The sequence below is a fragment of the Mesorhizobium sp. WSM1293 genome, assembly GCF_000513875.1.
Lineage (GTDB): Bacteria > Pseudomonadota > Alphaproteobacteria > Rhizobiales > Rhizobiaceae > Mesorhizobium > Mesorhizobium ciceri.
Genome location: NZ_AZUV01000001.1, coordinates 686,080 through 701,209 on the forward strand (window position 1 = coordinate 686,080; position 15,130 = coordinate 701,209).

19 protein-coding genes are annotated in these 15,130 nt (G+C 63.7%); 11 read left to right on the forward strand and 8 right to left on the reverse strand.

The features are described 5' to 3' along the window. Positions 1–129: 129 nt before the first annotated feature. The 3 genes from M729_RS0103430 to M729_RS0103440 all read left to right on the forward strand — a co-directional run bounded on the left by M729_RS0103430 (position 130) and on the right by M729_RS0103440 (position 4,108). A complete protein-coding gene (locus tag M729_RS0103430) occupies positions 130–1,263 on the forward strand; it encodes an FAD-binding oxidoreductase (RefSeq protein ID WP_027160756.1) in 1,134 nt (377 codons plus the stop codon). A gap of 55 nt (positions 1,264–1,318) precedes the next feature. After that, complete coding sequence (locus tag M729_RS0103435) at positions 1,319–2,923, forward strand: ABC transporter substrate-binding protein (RefSeq protein WP_027160757.1); 1,605 nt, start codon at positions 1,319–1,321, stop codon at positions 2,921–2,923. Between the two features lie 84 nt (positions 2,924–3,007). Next, positions 3,008–4,108, forward strand: coding sequence for a serine hydrolase domain-containing protein (locus M729_RS0103440; protein WP_027160758.1), 1,101 nt, complete (start codon positions 3,008–3,010; stop codon positions 4,106–4,108). Here the strand turns inward: M729_RS0103440 and M729_RS0103445 are convergent. Continuing rightward, positions 4,105–4,818, reverse strand: coding sequence for a 3-keto-5-aminohexanoate cleavage protein (locus M729_RS0103445; protein WP_027160759.1), 714 nt, complete (start codon positions 4,816–4,818; stop codon positions 4,105–4,107). The two genes, M729_RS0103440 and M729_RS0103445, sit on opposite strands and share 4 nt — an antisense overlap. Before the next feature lie 208 nt (positions 4,819–5,026). Between M729_RS0103445 and M729_RS0103450 the strand changes: the two genes are divergently transcribed. Next, the gene (locus M729_RS0103450) at positions 5,027–5,221 is read left to right on the forward strand and encodes a hypothetical protein (protein WP_024501638.1); all 195 of its coding nucleotides are present in this window, start codon (positions 5,027–5,029) and stop codon (positions 5,219–5,221) included. Between the two features lie 54 nt (positions 5,222–5,275). Here M729_RS0103450 and M729_RS0103455 read toward each other — a convergent pair whose 3' ends face one another. Both M729_RS0103455 and M729_RS1000000136845 read right to left on the reverse strand, forming a co-directional pair. Further along, complete coding sequence (locus M729_RS0103455; RefSeq protein ID WP_027160760.1) at positions 5,276–7,393, reverse strand: EAL domain-containing protein; 2,118 nt, start codon at positions 7,391–7,393, stop codon at positions 5,276–5,278. 137 nt (positions 7,394–7,530) lie between these two features. Continuing rightward, complete coding sequence (locus M729_RS1000000136845; RefSeq protein ID WP_013530742.1) at positions 7,531–7,632, reverse strand: hypothetical protein; 102 nt, start codon at positions 7,630–7,632, stop codon at positions 7,531–7,533. 255 nt (positions 7,633–7,887) lie between these two features. Between M729_RS1000000136845 and M729_RS0103465 the strand changes: the two genes are divergently transcribed. Beyond that, positions 7,888–8,337 carry an ester cyclase gene (locus M729_RS0103465; RefSeq protein ID WP_027160761.1) on the forward strand — a complete coding sequence of 150 codons (450 nt, stop codon included), beginning with the start codon at positions 7,888–7,890 and terminating at the stop codon, positions 8,335–8,337. Positions 8,338–8,397: 60 nt separating this feature from the next. Here M729_RS0103465 and M729_RS0103470 read toward each other — a convergent pair whose 3' ends face one another. Then, positions 8,398–8,934, reverse strand: a complete 537-nt coding sequence (locus M729_RS0103470; protein ID WP_198032075.1) for a hypothetical protein — start codon at positions 8,932–8,934, stop codon at positions 8,398–8,400. A gap of 121 nt (positions 8,935–9,055) precedes the next feature. Next, positions 9,056–9,382, reverse strand: a complete 327-nt coding sequence (locus M729_RS0103475) for a DUF1330 domain-containing protein (protein WP_013530739.1) — start codon at positions 9,380–9,382, stop codon at positions 9,056–9,058. 176 nt (positions 9,383–9,558) lie between these two features. Between M729_RS0103475 and M729_RS0103480 the strand changes: the two genes are divergently transcribed. Then, positions 9,559–10,251 carry a helix-turn-helix domain-containing protein gene (locus M729_RS0103480; RefSeq protein WP_027160763.1) on the forward strand — a complete coding sequence of 231 codons (693 nt, stop codon included), beginning with the start codon at positions 9,559–9,561 and terminating at the stop codon, positions 10,249–10,251. Positions 10,252–10,266: 15 nt separating this feature from the next. Here M729_RS0103480 and M729_RS0103485 read toward each other — a convergent pair whose 3' ends face one another. Both M729_RS0103485 and M729_RS0103490 read right to left on the reverse strand, forming a co-directional pair. Continuing rightward, complete coding sequence (locus M729_RS0103485; protein ID WP_024501642.1) at positions 10,267–10,665, reverse strand: type II toxin-antitoxin system HigA family antitoxin; 399 nt, start codon at positions 10,663–10,665, stop codon at positions 10,267–10,269. After that, positions 10,665–10,961 carry a type II toxin-antitoxin system HigB family toxin gene (locus M729_RS0103490; RefSeq protein WP_013530736.1) on the reverse strand — a complete coding sequence of 99 codons (297 nt, stop codon included), beginning with the start codon at positions 10,959–10,961 and terminating at the stop codon, positions 10,665–10,667. Before M729_RS0103490 ends, M729_RS0103485 begins: the two co-directional genes overlap by 1 nt. A 130-nt stretch (positions 10,962–11,091) precedes the next feature. Here M729_RS0103490 and ada point away from each other — a divergent pair, with 130 nt between their 5' ends. From ada to M729_RS0103510, 4 genes are all read left to right on the forward strand, one after another. Continuing rightward, positions 11,092–12,204: a bifunctional DNA-binding transcriptional regulator/O6-methylguanine-DNA methyltransferase Ada gene (ada, locus tag M729_RS0103495; protein WP_032808043.1), complete on the forward strand. Its 1,113-nt coding sequence runs from the start codon at positions 11,092–11,094 to the stop codon at positions 12,202–12,204. 12 nt (positions 12,205–12,216) lie between these two features. Then, positions 12,217–12,444 (forward strand): hypothetical protein, encoded by a 228-nt coding sequence (locus M729_RS0103500; RefSeq protein WP_024501644.1) that lies wholly within the window; start codon positions 12,217–12,219, stop codon positions 12,442–12,444. Between the two features lie 151 nt (positions 12,445–12,595). Beyond that, on the forward strand, positions 12,596–13,150 hold the full coding sequence (locus M729_RS0103505; RefSeq protein ID WP_027160765.1) for a methylated-DNA--[protein]-cysteine S-methyltransferase: 555 nt from the start codon (positions 12,596–12,598) through the stop codon (positions 13,148–13,150). Beyond that, complete coding sequence (locus M729_RS0103510) at positions 13,147–13,890, forward strand: 2OG-Fe(II) oxygenase (RefSeq protein ID WP_027160766.1); 744 nt, start codon at positions 13,147–13,149, stop codon at positions 13,888–13,890. The genes M729_RS0103505 and M729_RS0103510 overlap by 4 nt, the downstream gene beginning before the upstream one ends. A 24-nt stretch (positions 13,891–13,914) precedes the next feature. On the opposite strand, the gene M729_RS0103515 is transcribed toward M729_RS0103510, so the two are convergent. Next, entirely contained in the window at positions 13,915–14,514 is a 600-nt protein-coding gene (locus M729_RS0103515) for a dihydrofolate reductase family protein (RefSeq protein ID WP_027160767.1), read from the reverse strand. A gap of 103 nt (positions 14,515–14,617) precedes the next feature. Here M729_RS0103515 and M729_RS0103520 point away from each other — a divergent pair, with 103 nt between their 5' ends. Next, positions 14,618–15,034, forward strand: coding sequence for a helix-turn-helix domain-containing protein (locus M729_RS0103520; protein WP_024501648.1), 417 nt, complete (start codon positions 14,618–14,620; stop codon positions 15,032–15,034). Positions 15,035–15,130: the final 96 nt, after the last annotated feature.

The window sequence follows — 15,130 nt, forward strand, 5'->3', positions numbered from 1 at the left end:
CCGTTGCGCGGCCCATCGAGCCGCCAGTCTACCCTAGGTAGTCCAACTCTCTGCTGCTATCAACAACGCTAACAATTTTCTTATACGCTAAATATTGACTGGATAAGAAATTATTTCTACCCCTAGGAGATGCAGTCCAAGTCCCTCCAGAAAATCGTCGTCATCGGCGGCGGCATTGCCGGCCTTTCGCTGGCGGCGGCCGTGCAATCCTGGGCTGAGGTCACCGTGCTCGAGCGCGAGCCGCATCTCGGCTACCACGCCAGCGGCCGCTCGGCGGCGCTGTTTTCAGAAACCTACGGCAATGCGCTGGTGCGGGCGCTGTCGCTGGCCAGCCGGCAGGCGATCATAGATGGCGGATTCGCCGCCCACCGACGCGGCGCGCTGCATGTCGGCGGCGTCGAGGACAGTGCAGCCGTCGACCGCATGGCGGCCGAGATGCAGGCGCTCGTGCCGAGCGTACGGCGCCTGTCGGCTGCCGAAGTCACCGCGCTGGTGCCGGTCATCGCCACGGCAACCACTTGCGGCGGCGTCCATGAACCCGGCGCGCTCGATGTCGACACGGGAAAGATGCTTGCCGCTTCAGCCTCGGCGCTCAAGGCGGGCGGCGGCGTCATCCGCACCGGCGAGGAAGTGCTGGAGATTTCCCGCGTCCCAAACGGCTTCAGCGTCGCGACCAATGCCGGCGCCTACCAGGCCGATATCGTCGTCAACGCCACCGGCGCCTGGGTCGATGTCGTCGCCGGGCTGGCCGGTCTCTCCGGCCTTGGCTTCCGGCCCAAGCGCCGCACCGCCTTCCTGTTCGATCCGCCCGCCGGCACGAACATCAGCGCCTGGCCGCTGGTGGTCGATCTGCACGAACAATTCTACTTCAAGCCCGATGCCGGCAGGCTGATCGGCTCGCTCGCCGACGAAACCGATTCCGCGCCTTGCGACGCGTATCCCGAAGACATCGACGTCGCCATCGCCGTCGACCGCATCGAACAGGCGACATCGCTGCGCATCGGCCGTCCGTCGACACCGTGGGCGGGCCTGCGCACCTTTTCGCCCGACCGCACGCCGGTCGTCGGTTTCGACCCGCGCCTGCCCGGCTTCTTCTGGCTCGGCGGCCAGGGCGGCTACGGCTTCCAGGTGTCGCTGACGCTAGCGCGGCTGGGCTCGGCACTGCTTCGCGGCCAGTCATTGCCGGACGATCTCGCGGCTCGCGGTGTCACCACAGCCGCGCTGGCGCCCGACCGTTTCATCACCCCGGCGGCAACGCCATGAACTTCACCGGCCTGTCCTTCCCTCAACCCGTAAAGTGTCATCAGGAGCGTTTGCGATGAAATCCACCGTTCTGCGCGCAGTGCTTACCTCGTCGCTGCTGGCCTCATCCGTCCTTCTCGGCGGGCAGGCCTATGCCAAAACCCTGGTCTATTGCTCGGAAGCCAATCCCGAGACCTTCAACCCGGCGATCGGCACGGCGGACTCCACCATGGATGCCGCCGCCAAGACGATCTTCAACCGGCTGGTCGAGTTCAAGCCTGGCACGACCGAGGTCGGGCCGGCGCTGGCCGAAAGCTGGGAGGTCTCAGCCGACGGCAAGATCTACACCTTCCGTCTCAGGCACGGCGTGAAATTCCAGTCGAACGACCACTTTACACCGTCGCGCGAGTTCAATGCCGACGACGTGCTGTACACCTTCAACCGCCAGCGCGACGCCAGCAATCCCTACCACAAGCTCGGCGGCGGCGCTTACGAGTACTTCAATGCGCTGGGCATGGGCACACTGATCGACAAGATAGACAAGGTCGACGATTACACCGTGCGCTTCACGCTGACGGCTGCCAACGTCACCTTCCTGCCCGGCATCGCGCTCGACTATCTCTCCATCCTGTCCCTGGAGCAGACCGAAAAGATGGTCGCCGCCGGCACGCCGGAACTGATCGATAGCGAACCCGTCGGCACCGGCCCGTTCGTGCTGCAGGCCTATGTCCCCGACAGCCAGATCCGCTACGCCGCCAACAAGGATTATTGGCGCGGCCCGCCGAAGATCGACACTCTGGTCTTCGCCGTCACGCCCGAGCCGACCACGCGCGTCGAGCGCCTCAAGGCCAATGAGTGCCAGGTCGCCGCCCCGCCCCCGCCAAGCGCCGTCGCCGATTTGCGCACCGATCCCGACATCACCGTGCTCGACCTCAAGGGCCAGAACATCGGCATTCTCGGCTTCAATGTCGAACACCAGCCGCTCGGCGATGTGCGCGTGCGCATGGCACTGGCCAAGGCCGTCGACCGCAAGGCGATCGTCGACGCCGTCTATGCCGGCGCCGGCGCGGTCGCCGGCAGCGTCGTGCCGCCGGCGCAGATAGGCGCCGTCACCGACGCCGGCATCGACTATGATCCGGATGGCGCGAAGACACTGCTGAAGGAAGCCGGCCACGAAAGCGACTTGAAAATCAGCCTGTGGGCGATGCCGGTGTCGCGGCCCTACAATCCCAACGCCAAGCGCATGGCCGAGATGATCCAGGCCGACTGGGCGAAGGTCGGCGTCAAGGCCGAGATCGTCAGCTTCGAGTGGGGCGAATATCTCAAGCGCACTGCCGGCGGCGAACAGGACGCCTACCTGCTCGGCGGCAGCAGCGACAATGGCGACCCCGACAACATGCTGAGCTATCTGCTCTCCTGCGACGGCGTGAAGGGCGGCTCCAACCGCTCGCGCTGGTGCGATCCAGCCTTCGAGAAGCTGCTGCAGGACGGCCGCGTCGCCGCCGATCCGAAACAGCGCGCCGACATCTACGCCAGGGCGCAGGCGATCCTGAAGGTCGAGGTGCCGGTGGCGCCGATCGCCCATTCGGTGGTGGCGATCCCGATCCGCAAGAGCGTGCTCAACTACGTGCTCGACCCCTTCGGCCGGCAGAACTTTGCCGCTGTCGATATGGCGGAGTGAAGCTTGGCGACCCTGCCCTCGGGCTCGACCCGAGGGCGCACCGACATCTATGAAACCAGCAATTTAGCGGCGAAAGCAGAATCCATGCGTGAAGACCTGAACGCCCTCCTCAAGACCTATCTCACCGATGGCGCGGTGGGCGCCTCGCTCGCCTACTCCACAGGCGCCGCACCAGCTGCCCTCACCGCCGGCCTCGCCGACCGGGAACATGGCGTTGCCGTCTCGCTCGACCGCCTGTTCAAGATCGGCAGCTGCACCAAGACCTTCGTTGCCGCGGCGCTGGTCAAGCTCGCCCAGGAGGGCAGGCTCGACCTCGGCGCGCCGATCGTCGGCTGGTTTCCCGACCTGCCGGGCGCCAAGGACATTTCAGTGCGCCAGCTGATCAACCACCGCAGCGGCCTGCCGGAGTTCGAATATTACATTCCGATGGATCCGAGCCGGCAATGGACGCCGCAGCAGCTGGTCGACATCGCCTTCGCCTCCGACAAGCAGAAGGCGCCGGGCGGAGCCGCCGTCTACAACAACACCGGCTATGTGCTGGCCGGCATGGTGATCGAGGCGGTCTCAGGCCAGTCGCTCGGCGGTTACGTCAGAAGCGCGGTGCTGCAGCCGCTCGGCCTCAAGAATACCTGGTCGCCGGCCACCGAAGCCTTTCCGGAAAAGTCGATGGTGCGCGGCTATTACCACCGGCCGCCGCCGGCGGCGAATGCGCCCGCCGACATCGCTTCGGGCGGCGAGATGTGGCGCATGGACGGCGTGCTCCCCTACTCCGACGAATTGCAGGATTCTTCCGATTCCTTCCCGTTCAGCGCCGCTTATGGCTGCGGCGACATGGTGTCGACGCCGTCGGATATGGTGGCCTTCATGCGCGGCCTCTTTTCCGGAAAGCTGCTGTCGCCGCCGTTGTTCGCCGAGATGTTCGAACACCGCGTGCCAGCGAGTTTTCCGGGCACCCGCATGCGCGAAACCGGCGCCGGCATGTTCCAGAGCACCTACGCCAACCGCGCCTTTTACGGCCACCAGGGCAGCATCCCCGGCTACGTCGCCGTCATGTTGCATGACCCGATCTCAGAACTGACCATCGCCATGACCAGCAATGTCGGTTCCGGTAACCGACTGTCCTTCCAGGCCAGCGGTCTGCATCCGGTGGTCGATGAGGCGATCCAGATCATTCTGGAAAACTAGCCGCGAAAGATCGCCACGGCGGCAGCGACGATCGCCGCGTTGTCCTTCGCCACAGTTCCGTCGGCGAGCGTCTTGCCGTCTTCCAGACCGACCCGTGTCGACCAGCGCTGGCGATGCGCAAGCTTGACGAAGGGCCAGACAGTTGCATCTACGCCATGCAGCAGGATCGGCCGCCGTACCCCGGCGCGCTCGAGCACGGCGGCGATGCCATGCGCTTCGTCGAGTGCAGCGGACAGGTCCGGGATGTCGATCTCGATCAGAATGCGCAGCACCTGGTCGCGGCCGGGAAGCGCTACGAAGCGCTCGGCATCGGCGACGACGGCAAGCCCCGCCTCGATGCCTACACCACGCTGGCGCAGCAACTCCATCACGGCGGGCGCATCCGGTTCGGACAAGTTGACCGAAGCATAGTCAGGCAGGTCTCGCCAGCCGGCGATCGCCGCGCGGGTCCGCTCGACGTCGTTCTCGATCCAGGCGCCGGTCGACACGCCAACCAGTGTTCCCGGGCAGGTCCGGCGCACCGCCAGCACCGTGGCGTCGACGGCTGCCAGGCTTTCGCGTCCGTCGGTGCCGCGCGGATGGATATGCAGTTCGGCCACTCCAGCGGCGACGCAGGCTGCCGCATCGCTGGCCATTGCCTCGGCAGTCAGCAGCAGCTTCGGGTGGAAATCGCGCGGACGCGCGCCGTTGATGCAGGCCTGGACGATCATCGATGTCACCTTGCGCAAGGGGCCGCAGTGTAGCTATGCGGCGTTGAAACTGCCAATCTCCCCCCTCGTAGGGGAGATCGGCAGCTTCAACGCCGCGCGCCTGCTCACAACATTCGGCGGCATTTGAATAAAAGCCGCTTGTGGATATTTACCCGGCGTTCCCTCGTCTCCGGCAAGCTCTTTTCAGGGCGGGATCATGGAGGGACCATTGACCAGCGATTTTTCAGCCGCCCGCATCCACCTCGAACGCGCCTATCATTATCTGCAGGGCAATGACGAGACGAGCCGTGCCGCCTGTGACGCGCTCGATCTGTTGATCGAAGCGGTGACGGAGGCGCAGCACAGGCGACCCGAGGCTGGAGTGCTGGAGTTCCCGCAATCGACGGCGCGGCGAACCGGATAGAAAGTGTCGAGTTTCAGGCCAGTCCGGCCTGGCCTGAAACTCGCCGCACCCGGATCACGATGCCTTGCGGGCCGTCGCTCCCTTGGTTGCGCGCGCGACAATTCGCTCGAGCGGCTCCGGCCGGTGCAGCAAAAATCCCTGGCCGAAGGCGACCCCCATGTCGCTCAACATGGCCAGCGTGTCCTGCCGTTCGATCTTCTCACCGACCACGTCGCAGCCGAGGCTACGGGCAATGCTGGTGATGGCCAGCACGATCTCGCGGTCGAAGCGGCTTTGCGTGATGTGCTCGATGAAGGAACCGTCGATCTTGATCGTGTCGACGGGGAACCGCCGGAGATATTCGAACGAGCTCATGCCGGCTCCGAAATCATCGAGGCCGACCCGGCAACGCCGCTCGCGCGCCTTGCGCACGAACTGTTCGGCGGCATCGAAATTGGTGACGGCGGCGGTTTCGGTGATCTCGAAGCCGATGCCCGAATGCGGCGCCCCGGTTTCTTCTATGACGCTGTCGACGAAGTCCCAAAGCTGCGGATCGCTCAGCGTCTGCGCCGACAGATTGAAGCCAAGCGTCAGCGCCCCCGAACGCAAGGCGGCACCATGCCGCGACAGCGCGGTGCGGATGATCCAGCGGTCGAGCCGCGACGCGATGCCGAACCGCTCGGCCACCGGAATGAACTCGCCGGGTGGCACCAGCCGGCCGTTGCGTGCGGCGAGCCTGGCCAAGACTTCGACATGGCGGCTTTCCTGCCAGGGGCGGCCCAGAAGATGGATTTCCTGGCCAAACAGCTTCAGCCTGCCGTCATCCATGGCATCGACCGTATCGGCGACGATGCGCGCCGCGTTGAGGCCACCCGAACCCGATGCCGTATCGGTGGAGAAGACGGCAAATCGGTTTCGCCCGGCGGCCTTGGCCGCGTAGCAGGCGTCGTCGGCACAGGCCAGCGCGTCGGCCACCGTCGTGTCGGCGTCATCGACGAAAGCGATACCGATCGAGGCCGCCAGCTTGCGCGACGTGGCCGTCGATCCAAGTTCGGCATCGCGAACCGCGGCAAGTACCGCGTCGGCCAGCCGCCCGGCCTGCGCCGCATCGCAATTGGGCATCAGCAGCGCGAACTCGTCACCGCCCAGGCGCGCGGCATGCGCCGTCGCGGGAAGGCAGCCCAGAATGCCTTGCGCAACGCTTTTCAGTGCCAGGTCGCCGGCCGCGTGGCCGGCAAAATCGTTGAGCGCCTTGAAGTAGTCGAGATCGACATAGAACACGGAAAGCGGCAGCAACTGCGCGGCCGCGATATGATCGGCCAGCAGCCGGTCGAACGCGGCGCGGTTCAAGAGACCGGTGAGCGCGTCATGGCGGGCCGCATAGGCAAGCTCCTGCTCGCGCTGCTTGTCTTCGGTGATATCGCGCACCGTGCCCAGGATCTGCCCCGCCAGCCGGCGGTCCCGGATTTGCGGGTCGGCGATGAAACGCAGCAGGGATTCTATGTGCCGGACCTCTCCGTCGCGCCGCACGATGCGGTATTGCACGGCGGTGACCTTGTCCGTTTCGAGCGGCACCAGATGCGCGCGCGACGCGGCCTCCTTGTCGTCCGGATGCAGATAGCCGAACCAGTGGTCGCGCTCGACTTCGGCGGTGTCGGAGACGAGCCCGAAAATCTCCCTGGTGCGTTCGTCCCAATAACTTTTGCCGCCCGCGAGGTCGTGGTGCCAGATGCCGGTGCCGCTGGCGGCGAGCGCCAGGCGAAACCGCACATTGACCTGCTCGAGTTCGGCCTCGGCGGCCTTCTGCTTGGAGATGTCGGTCTGCACACCCATCAGCCTGAGCGGCTTTCCCATCGCGTCGCGCTCGACGACGCCGCCGCGATCGAGCACCCATACCCAATGTCCCTGCTTGTGCTTCAGCCGCAATTCGGTCTCGATGGCGTCGGTCAGGCCGGCAATGTGGCGGTCGCCGCTGGCCAGCGCCCGCTCGCGGTCGTCGGGATGGGTCAGTTGCAGCCAAAGGTCGCTGGTGTTGGCCAGTTCGCTCTCATCGTAGCCTAGCATCCGCGCCCAGGTCGCGGAATAAAAGCAGTCGCCGGTCACAAGATCCCAGTCCCAGACGCCAAGATGCGCGCGCTCCAGGGCTTTTGCCCAGAACGTTCCATTGCGACTTTTCTTACCCTGACGCGCCATCGTCTGCTTCGCCTGCTCCACCGCGGCGCAATCTGCGGCAAAACCAGAGAAGAAACAGTTACCGCGCGGGCGGAGTGTCGACGTCTGATTGGGAGCCCCTGTTCATCAAGGCCGTACCGAACTACTCCAGGCAGCCGTCAATTTCCCCAGGTCGACGACACGACATTGCCCGCCGTCACGCCGGACAGTCTTTCGCGCTTCTCGAGCCTCGGCTTTTCATAGGTCTTCTTCATTGCCATCGCCTTCTCCCGTGGCCATCCGATTTCCAGGGTCTAGCTGAGGCGGGGCAGCCATGCTTGGGCTCAGCGGAACGGGTTCCGGCCCAGGCGGCCCTGCCCGGCGCCGAACCCGCCTTTTCGATTGGCCGGCAGGAACCGGAGTTTTGTGTCTGGCGGATCGTCCTACTGCTGCCCAGGTCAGCGGCGCAAGCCGGTGACCCCTGGATCATCGGCGGCGCCGATGATCCCATGCACGACAACAACAAGGACCTCCCCATGACCAAGCAAGAAGACAACAAGGCCGTCGTCGTCAGATGGTTCACCCACTTCTGGGGTGAACGTTGCGATCTGTCCGTCGTCGACGAGATCGCGGCACCCGACATGCTGCTGAAATATTCGCTGCACGAGCCGCGCCGCGGCCGCGACGACATCAAGGCCTTCATGACCGACTTCCGCGCCGCCTTCCCGGACCTCAACTTCTGGGCCACCGCCGACCTGATTGCCGAGGGCGACTATGTCGTCGGCCAGTGGGAGGGCGGCGGCACGCATACCGGCCCAGCCTTCGGCGACCTCCTCGTCGGTTCGCTGCCGGCCGCCACCGGCCGCACCATGCGCTTCACCGGCACCACGGTGCTGAAGGTGGTTGATGGCAGGATCGTCGAGGAAATCGGCCTCGATGACGGCGTCGCCGCCCTCACCCAGCTCGGTCTGATCAAGACCGCCTGAGGCGATCAGGCAAAACGATCATTCGGGCCAGGCGGCGTCAATGCCGCCTGGCCTCATTGCTTATTGGCTCAGCGCCATTGCGTGCTCGCATGACACTTTCGGATTCATGTCGGCGAACGTGCCTGTCGGGTTCCCTTTCCAGGCCCAGACATGCAGCTCGTAGAATTCACCCAGGCCATAACGGTTGGGGGCGCTGTTGAAGTTGAACAGCTGGCCGTCCAACGATGCCGGTCCTTTCGAAGTGATGTACTCGACCGCCACCAGCTTCAGCGTGCCATCGGCCATCGGCTCGTACATCACAGCTTCGGGACGGGCGATGTCGATCTTGTCGTCCTTCAGATACTGGCCGTTGACATAGTGGATGCCCATGGCGCCGCCGGTGATGCCGCTGGCACAAGGAATAGGCGCATAGCCCTCTGATACCGCTGCCTTGACGTCGACAAACCGGCTGTTGACAGCCCGCACCTTGTCGGCCAGCGGGTTGGGGCCGGAGGCAGCTTCAGCCGGCTCCTGATGCGCCTGCGCGAGGGTGGTGCAGATTGCCAGCATGGTCCCCGCCATAAGAAGTCCGCTGCGAAAGTTTGATATCATCTTCATTCCATTCTTCTTGAAAAAGCACAGCTGGCCGGCCGCCGAAAATACGGAGGCCCGGCAGGCAAGCGCTGTGGCTGTTGTTGCTTGGAGATCCCGAAATTGATGTAACGGCTACCGAAAAGGATCATCCCTTCGGCAGATACGGGATCGTTCCGGCCAGATCGGTGTTGTCGATCATCTGGAAACGGCTGTCGCTGCCGTCCTGACGGGCCGAGACGAAGGGCGCGTAGGCAGGATCGGTGGTGAAGGCGCGCGCCGCCGCTTCCGACGGGAACGCCATCAGCGCGATCAGCGTGGTATCGAGCGGCTTGCCTTCAAGCGTTTTCACATTGCCGCTGCGCGACAGATATCTGCCGCCATGCTTGTGGACGAGATCGTGCACCGAGGCGGCGTAAGCCGGCACCCACTGCGGGTCGTTTATCTTGATGTCTGCGATAACGTAGGCGGTCATGGTGGTCTCCTGGTTGCGGTGCACAGGCGTATCCCGTGCAACCGGCCAAAAGGCTCGCATGGCAGGACCCTCGCCAACCAGTCCGCGATCTGTACCGGGGCAGTACAGTTTCCGTACTGGCCGCTTCATTCATGAAGGCCTAATATTCGGTCAGGTTTGAGGGAGAGGCACCAATCATGAGCCAGCACGGATACAAACAATTCTGCCCGCTATCGATGGCCGCTGAGGTGCTGTGCACCCGCTGGACCATGGTGCTGATGCGTGAACTGGTGGCCGGCTCGACCCGCTTCAACGATCTTCGCCGCGGCGTCCCCAAAATGTCGCCGACCCTTCTGTCGCAACGGCTGAAGGAACTTGAGATCGCCGGGATCGTCGAGCGCAAGGAAGTGCCGGGCGAAAAAGGCATCTTCGAATATCGGCTGACGGAAGCCGGCCGGGATTTGCGTCCTGTCGTCGAGGCGATGGGCTTCTGGGGGCAGAAATGGGTCGAGTCCCGGCTGTCGCTGAAGAACCTCGATCCGTCGCTGCTGATGTGGGACATGCGGCGCAATCTAAACCCCTCGCCGCTGCCTGAAGGGCGCACGGTGATACAATTCCTGTATCGGGACCTGCCGTCATCCAAACGCTCGTGGTGGCTGATCGTCGAGAAGCACGGCGAGGTCGATCTGTGCTGGTACGATCCGGGCTTCGATGTCGATCTCTACGTCTCGACCGACCTGCACACGATGACGGCGATCTGGATGGGAGTGCTGACCGTCGAGAAGGCCGGCGCCAGGGTTGCCCTGACCGGCGACCAGGCCATCGGCAGGAAGATGCGGACCTGGCTCGGCCTCAGCCCGTTCGCGGTGGAGCCCAAACGCGCGGCTTAGGAGAATCGGTGCATGTTAGGCGCGCCTGCGGCCCCTGTCATTTGCAAGGTGATAGGGTTGCACGAGGACTTCGGCGGGAATTTTCCATTCCTTGTTCAGTTTGAAGACCATATCCAGGGTGAGTGCGCGCTTTTTGTTCAACACCTCGGTCGCCCGGGGTGATGATCCGATCACCTCGGCCAGCGCCTTCCGCGACAGGTTGAACAGTTCCATGTGCGAATGAATGGCTTCAACGGGATCCGGTGCTTCAATCGGGTAGTGCTTATCCTCATAAGCCTCGATCAGGGTTGCGAGAACGTCGAACCGGTCACCATCGAGAGAGCCGACCTCCGGCTCATTTTCGAAATATTTAGTGATTTCGGCGATCGCCCAATCGTAATCGGCTTCGGTCTTAATGGGTCGAATGTTTTCCATCACACCTTCTCCGGATCAATCTTGTCATACTCTTTGTGCGTGCCGACGAATTTGATCAGAACGCGGTGAAACTTGTAGGCGACGTGGACAATCAAACGATACTTGTTGCCGCTAATGTCGAAAATGATGCGATTGTCACCGACGAAATCAACTGTCGCTCCAAACGCATCCTTGACGTCAGCCGGGGTCTTCCAATCAGCATTCCCGACAGCCACATACCAAGCCGTCAAAGGAGCTTCGGCCTGATTGTGTTTTGCCCAAAAATCCTTCAGCGCCTTCTTGGCAATTATCTGCATGACCTGATATAGCAAATTCCCAAATTGGGAACAAGAGGATTTTCCCAAATTGGGAAAGGCAAGTGAGGTTCTCCAGGCACTTGTCAGGAAACGGGTGGCGGGGCCGGCTTGTGGTGGCTTCAATGCGGTCATGTTCATCACCCTGGCCAAGAATCTGAAGTCCGCGCCGCTGCAAATCACCGACGATCCGCGCTGGGCGCGCATCGTCGCGCGCGACAAATCCGCTGACGGCGCATTCTGGTATTCGGTGGCGACGACGGGCGTCTATTGCCGGCCTTCCTGTCCGTCTCGGCGCGCCAATCCGAAAAATGTGCAGTTGCACGACACGCTGGACCAGGCCAGGGCGACCGGTTTTCGCCCGTGCCGGCGCTGCGATCCACATGGCCCGTCGCTCGAGGCCGGCAACGCGGCGATGGTCGCCGCTGCCTGCCGCAGGATCGAGCAGAGCGAGGAAGAACCCTCGCTGGCTGAATTGGCGGATGCCGCCGGCCGCAGCGCCGGTTATTTCCACCGCATCTTCAAGGCCGTCACCGGGCTGACGCCGAAGGATTTTGCCGCCGCGCACCGTGCCGCCAGGGTCCGCCAGGGCCTGGAAGACGGCACCAGCGTGACGGCTGCGATCTACGATGCCGGTTTCAATTCGAGCGGGCGTTTTTACGAGAAATCCACTGGCATGCTCGGCATGACGCCGACGCGCTATCGCGCCGGTGGCGCCGACGAAGAGATCCGCTTCGCCGTTGGCGAGACCTCGCTCGGCACCATCCTGGTCGCGTCCAGCCAGAAGGGCGTCGCCTCGATCCTGCTCGGAGACGATCCCGACGCGCTGGTGCGCGACCTGCAGGATCGTTTCCCCAGGGCACGGCTGATCGGTGGCGACCGCGACTACGAGGCGCTGGTCGCCCGCGTCGTCGGTTTCGTCGAGGCTCCGGCGCTCGGCCTCGACCTGCCGCTCGACGTCCGCGGCACGGCGTTCCAGCAGCGCGTCTGGCAGGCCTTGCGCGCCATCCCCGCCGGCCAAACGGTTTCCTATGCCGAGATCGCGCATCGCATAGGCGCACCTAAGGCGACCCGCGCCATCGCCGCCGCCTGCGCCGCCAACAATCTTGCCGTCGCCATTCCCTGCCACCGCGTCATCCGCAAGGACGGCGCACTTTCCGGCTACGCCTGGGGCGCGGAGCGCAAGCGCGCACTGCTCGACCGCGAGGCAGCGTCCGACAATGCCAACCGGTCGGTGCGGGCCTGACGAGGACCGGCAATGCGCGCGATGGCAAGGTCTCCCACCACCGATGCGAACATCCAGACCCAAGCTGCCGGCAGCCGCCGCGCCCCTGACGCGAAATCACGGGTGATGACCGCCATCGGCCAGATGGTCGATGATGGCAAAGCCGAATGGAGCCGCACCGCAACCGGCGAGGTTGAGTTGCGCCTGTCATCAGGCGAAGTGTTCATGCTGGGCGAAATTTCCGTCACCCGTGTCGCATGACATCCTCAGGCCAAGTGCCAATGATCCAAATCAGCGCTCTACGGCGCCGTAGAGCACCTGCCTTGGGGATTCGAATTTGAAAGCAAGCACCGGAGTGAGACACGGCTGGTAGGTGGCTAGGGTTCAGGCACAGACAAAAGGATTGAAGGCAATGAACCTCGTACAAACCAATATTCCGGCGACAGTCACCAAGCTCGCCGCCCTCGATATCATAACCTACGCCATCGGCGAATCCCCGATCGGTAAAATCCTGGCGGCACGCAGCGCTATCGGCGTCTGCGCCATCCTGATCGGCTCGGACGCCGACACACTGGAGCGGGATCTTGGCCATCGCTTCCCGGGCAAGCTACTGGTCGAAGACGGGGCCACCTTGCGCGACGATCTCGCGGCAATCGCGCGCTTCGTCGAAATACCTGGCGTCGGCCTCGACCTGCCGCTCGACCTGCGCCGCGGCACGCCATTCCAGCAGCGCGTGTGGGAGGCGCTCCGAGGCATCCCGTGCGGCGCCACCATCACCTACGCCGCGCTGGCCCAGCGCCTCGGCCAGCCGGACGGCGCCCGTGCCGTGGCGACGGCCTGTGCGGCCAACGCGATTGCGCTGGGCATTCCCTGCCACCGTGTTGTCCGCGCCGACGGCACGCTGTCGGGCTACCGCTGGGGCGTCGAGCGCAAGCGCGCTCTGATCGACAAGGAGGCTACGATATGAATGCCCATGCCAGGGTTGCCGCATCGGCGGTTGAAGCTGCTCGGACGCGTGTCGCGGGTTACGACTGGCCCGCCCTTGCCGCCGAACTCGACGGCTTCGGCTGCGCGGTGATTGAAAAGCTGCTGTCGCCCGAAGAGTGCCGGCAGATCGCGGGCCTCTATCCCGAGGAGAAGCATTTCCGCAGCCACATCCATATGGCCAGGCATGGCTTCGGCAAGGGCGAGTACCGCTACTTCCGCTATCCCTTGCCCGACCTGCTGGGTGGCCTGCGCAGCGCGCTCTATCCCAGGCTGGCCGAGGTCGCCAACCGGTGGAGCGAGCGGATGGGGCAGGCCATGCGTTATCCCGCGACGCATGCCGCGTTTCTCGATCAGTGTCATGCCGCCGGCCAGACGCGGCCGACGCCGCTGCTGCTGCAATATGTGCCTGGCGACTTCAACTGCCTGCATCAGGATCTCTATGGCGACCTCGCCTTTCCGCTGCAGGTGGCGATCCTGCTCTCCGAGCCGGGCCAGGATTTCACCGGCGGTGAGTTCGCGCTGACCGAGCAGCGGCCGCGCATGCAGAGCCGCGTCGAAGTGGTGCCGCTGCGCCAGGGCGATGCCGTTGTCTTCGCCGTCCACAACCGGCCGGTACAGGGAACCAAGGGCAACTACCGCGTCAATTTGCGCCACGGCGTCAGCCGGCTCCGCTCAGGCATGCGGCATACGGTCGGGATTATTTTTCACGATGCGAAGTGAGCAGGGAGAAGATGGAGGTCCCCCTCACCCCGCCGGTGCATAGCGACTGACCACCATGCCACAGTCATAGGCCTTCGAGCCGAGCAGCCGCAGGTTTCTAAAACCGCCCTGATCAAAAATCCGGCGGCCCGCACCCAGCACCGCCGGGTTGATGAAAAGCTGAAACTCGTCGACCAGCCCGGCCGCGATCAGCGCCGAGGCGAAACCGGCGCCGCCGAACACGGCCATGTCGCCGCCCTCGCCCGCTTTCAGCGCATTGACTTCGCGCGGCAGGTCGCCGCTGGCCACGCTCGTGCGCTCCCAGACCGGCTCCCCGGCCGATTGCTTGAACTTATCACTGAGCACCACCTTGCGGGCGTCGACGATGCGTTGCGCAAAGGCGTAGAACGGATCGTGCGGAAACTTCTTGGCGGCATTGCCCCAATGGGTGAGATAGCCCTCCTGCGCCATCTTGCGGCTGAGCAGGATGGTATCGACGCCTGTGAAGACAGCGTTGAAGTCCTGCTTCAGCTCATCGTCCCAGGCGCTCTCGTCACCCCACTCCCAGAGCTGCCAGGAATGATCCTCGGTGGCGCCGACAAAGCCGTCGACCGACATCTGCATCTGCAGGACCAGCTTTTTCACCGTCATTCTCCTCACGGCTATCGCAAAACAGTTTACATTTGGAACTGTTGACGCAAGGCCAAAACGATGTCAATAGTAAAGTGATTTAGAAATGGAACCATAGATGGCGACGCGCGAAAAATCCGACTGCCCGATCAACCTGTCGCTCGAACTCATCGGCGACCGCTGGACGCTGCTCATCATCCGCGACATGGTCTTCGCCGGGAAAAAGCACTTTCGCGAATTCCTGCAATCCGACGAAGGCATCTCCTCGCGCACGCTGGCCGAGCGACTGCAAACGCTTCAGGACGAAGGCATCCTCACCAGAAGCGACGACCCGACGCATGGCTTGAGAACAGTCTACCGGCTGACCGAAGCTGGCATCGACCTATTGCCGGTGCTGGCGACGCTCGGCGCCTGGGGCAGCAGGCACCGCAAGGCCGACGAGAGATTGGCCAGGATTGCCAACCAGTTGGCGGCAGGCGGCGAAGCAGCGCTGGAAAAGATGAAAGCGGCGCTGCGAACGGAGCATAGTGTCTAGGCGGTTGCGTTCAAGCCGAACCGGCATGGCTGTTGCCGCACCCAATCGCTCTTCGCTTGACAACCATCCATCTTTGTTCTTTATTTGTTCTATTCT

Bases quoted from the DNA above. Each gene is read 5' to 3' on its own strand.
- M729_RS0103520 (WP_024501648.1), top strand. From the start codon at position 14,618: ATGGCGACGCGCGAAAAATCCGACTGCCCGATCAACCTGTCGCTCGAA.
- M729_RS0103485 (WP_024501642.1), bottom strand. From the start codon at position 10,665: ATGGAAAACATTCGACCCATTAAGACCGAAGCCGATTACGATTGGGCG.
- M729_RS0103510 (WP_027160766.1), top strand. From the start codon at position 13,147: ATGAATGCCCATGCCAGGGTTGCCGCATCGGCGGTTGAAGCTGCTCGG.
- M729_RS0103470 (WP_198032075.1), bottom strand. From the start codon at position 8,934: ATGAAGATGATATCAAACTTTCGCAGCGGACTTCTTATGGCGGGGACC.
- M729_RS0103430 (WP_027160756.1), top strand. From the start codon at position 130: ATGCAGTCCAAGTCCCTCCAGAAAATCGTCGTCATCGGCGGCGGCATT.
- M729_RS0103475 (WP_013530739.1), bottom strand. From the start codon at position 9,382: ATGACCGCCTACGTTATCGCAGACATCAAGATAAACGACCCGCAGTGG.
- M729_RS0103505 (WP_027160765.1), top strand. From the start codon at position 12,596: ATGAACCTCGTACAAACCAATATTCCGGCGACAGTCACCAAGCTCGCC.
- M729_RS0103500 (WP_024501644.1), top strand. From the start codon at position 12,217: ATGCGCGCGATGGCAAGGTCTCCCACCACCGATGCGAACATCCAGACC.
- M729_RS0103480 (WP_027160763.1), top strand. From the start codon at position 9,559: ATGAGCCAGCACGGATACAAACAATTCTGCCCGCTATCGATGGCCGCT.
- M729_RS0103435 (WP_027160757.1), top strand. From the start codon at position 1,319: ATGAAATCCACCGTTCTGCGCGCAGTGCTTACCTCGTCGCTGCTGGCC.
- M729_RS0103465 (WP_027160761.1), top strand. From the start codon at position 7,888: ATGACCAAGCAAGAAGACAACAAGGCCGTCGTCGTCAGATGGTTCACC.
- M729_RS0103440 (WP_027160758.1), top strand. From the start codon at position 3,008: ATGCGTGAAGACCTGAACGCCCTCCTCAAGACCTATCTCACCGATGGC.
- ada (WP_032808043.1), top strand. From the start codon at position 11,092: ATGTTCATCACCCTGGCCAAGAATCTGAAGTCCGCGCCGCTGCAAATC.
- M729_RS0103490 (WP_013530736.1), bottom strand. From the start codon at position 10,961: ATGCAGATAATTGCCAAGAAGGCGCTGAAGGATTTTTGGGCAAAACAC.
- M729_RS1000000136845 (WP_013530742.1), bottom strand. From the start codon at position 7,632: ATGGCAATGAAGAAGACCTATGAAAAGCCGAGGCTCGAGAAGCGCGAA.
- M729_RS0103445 (WP_027160759.1), bottom strand. From the start codon at position 4,818: ATGATCGTCCAGGCCTGCATCAACGGCGCGCGTCCGCGCGATTTCCAC.
- M729_RS0103455 (WP_027160760.1), bottom strand. From the start codon at position 7,393: ATGGCGCGTCAGGGTAAGAAAAGTCGCAATGGAACGTTCTGGGCAAAA.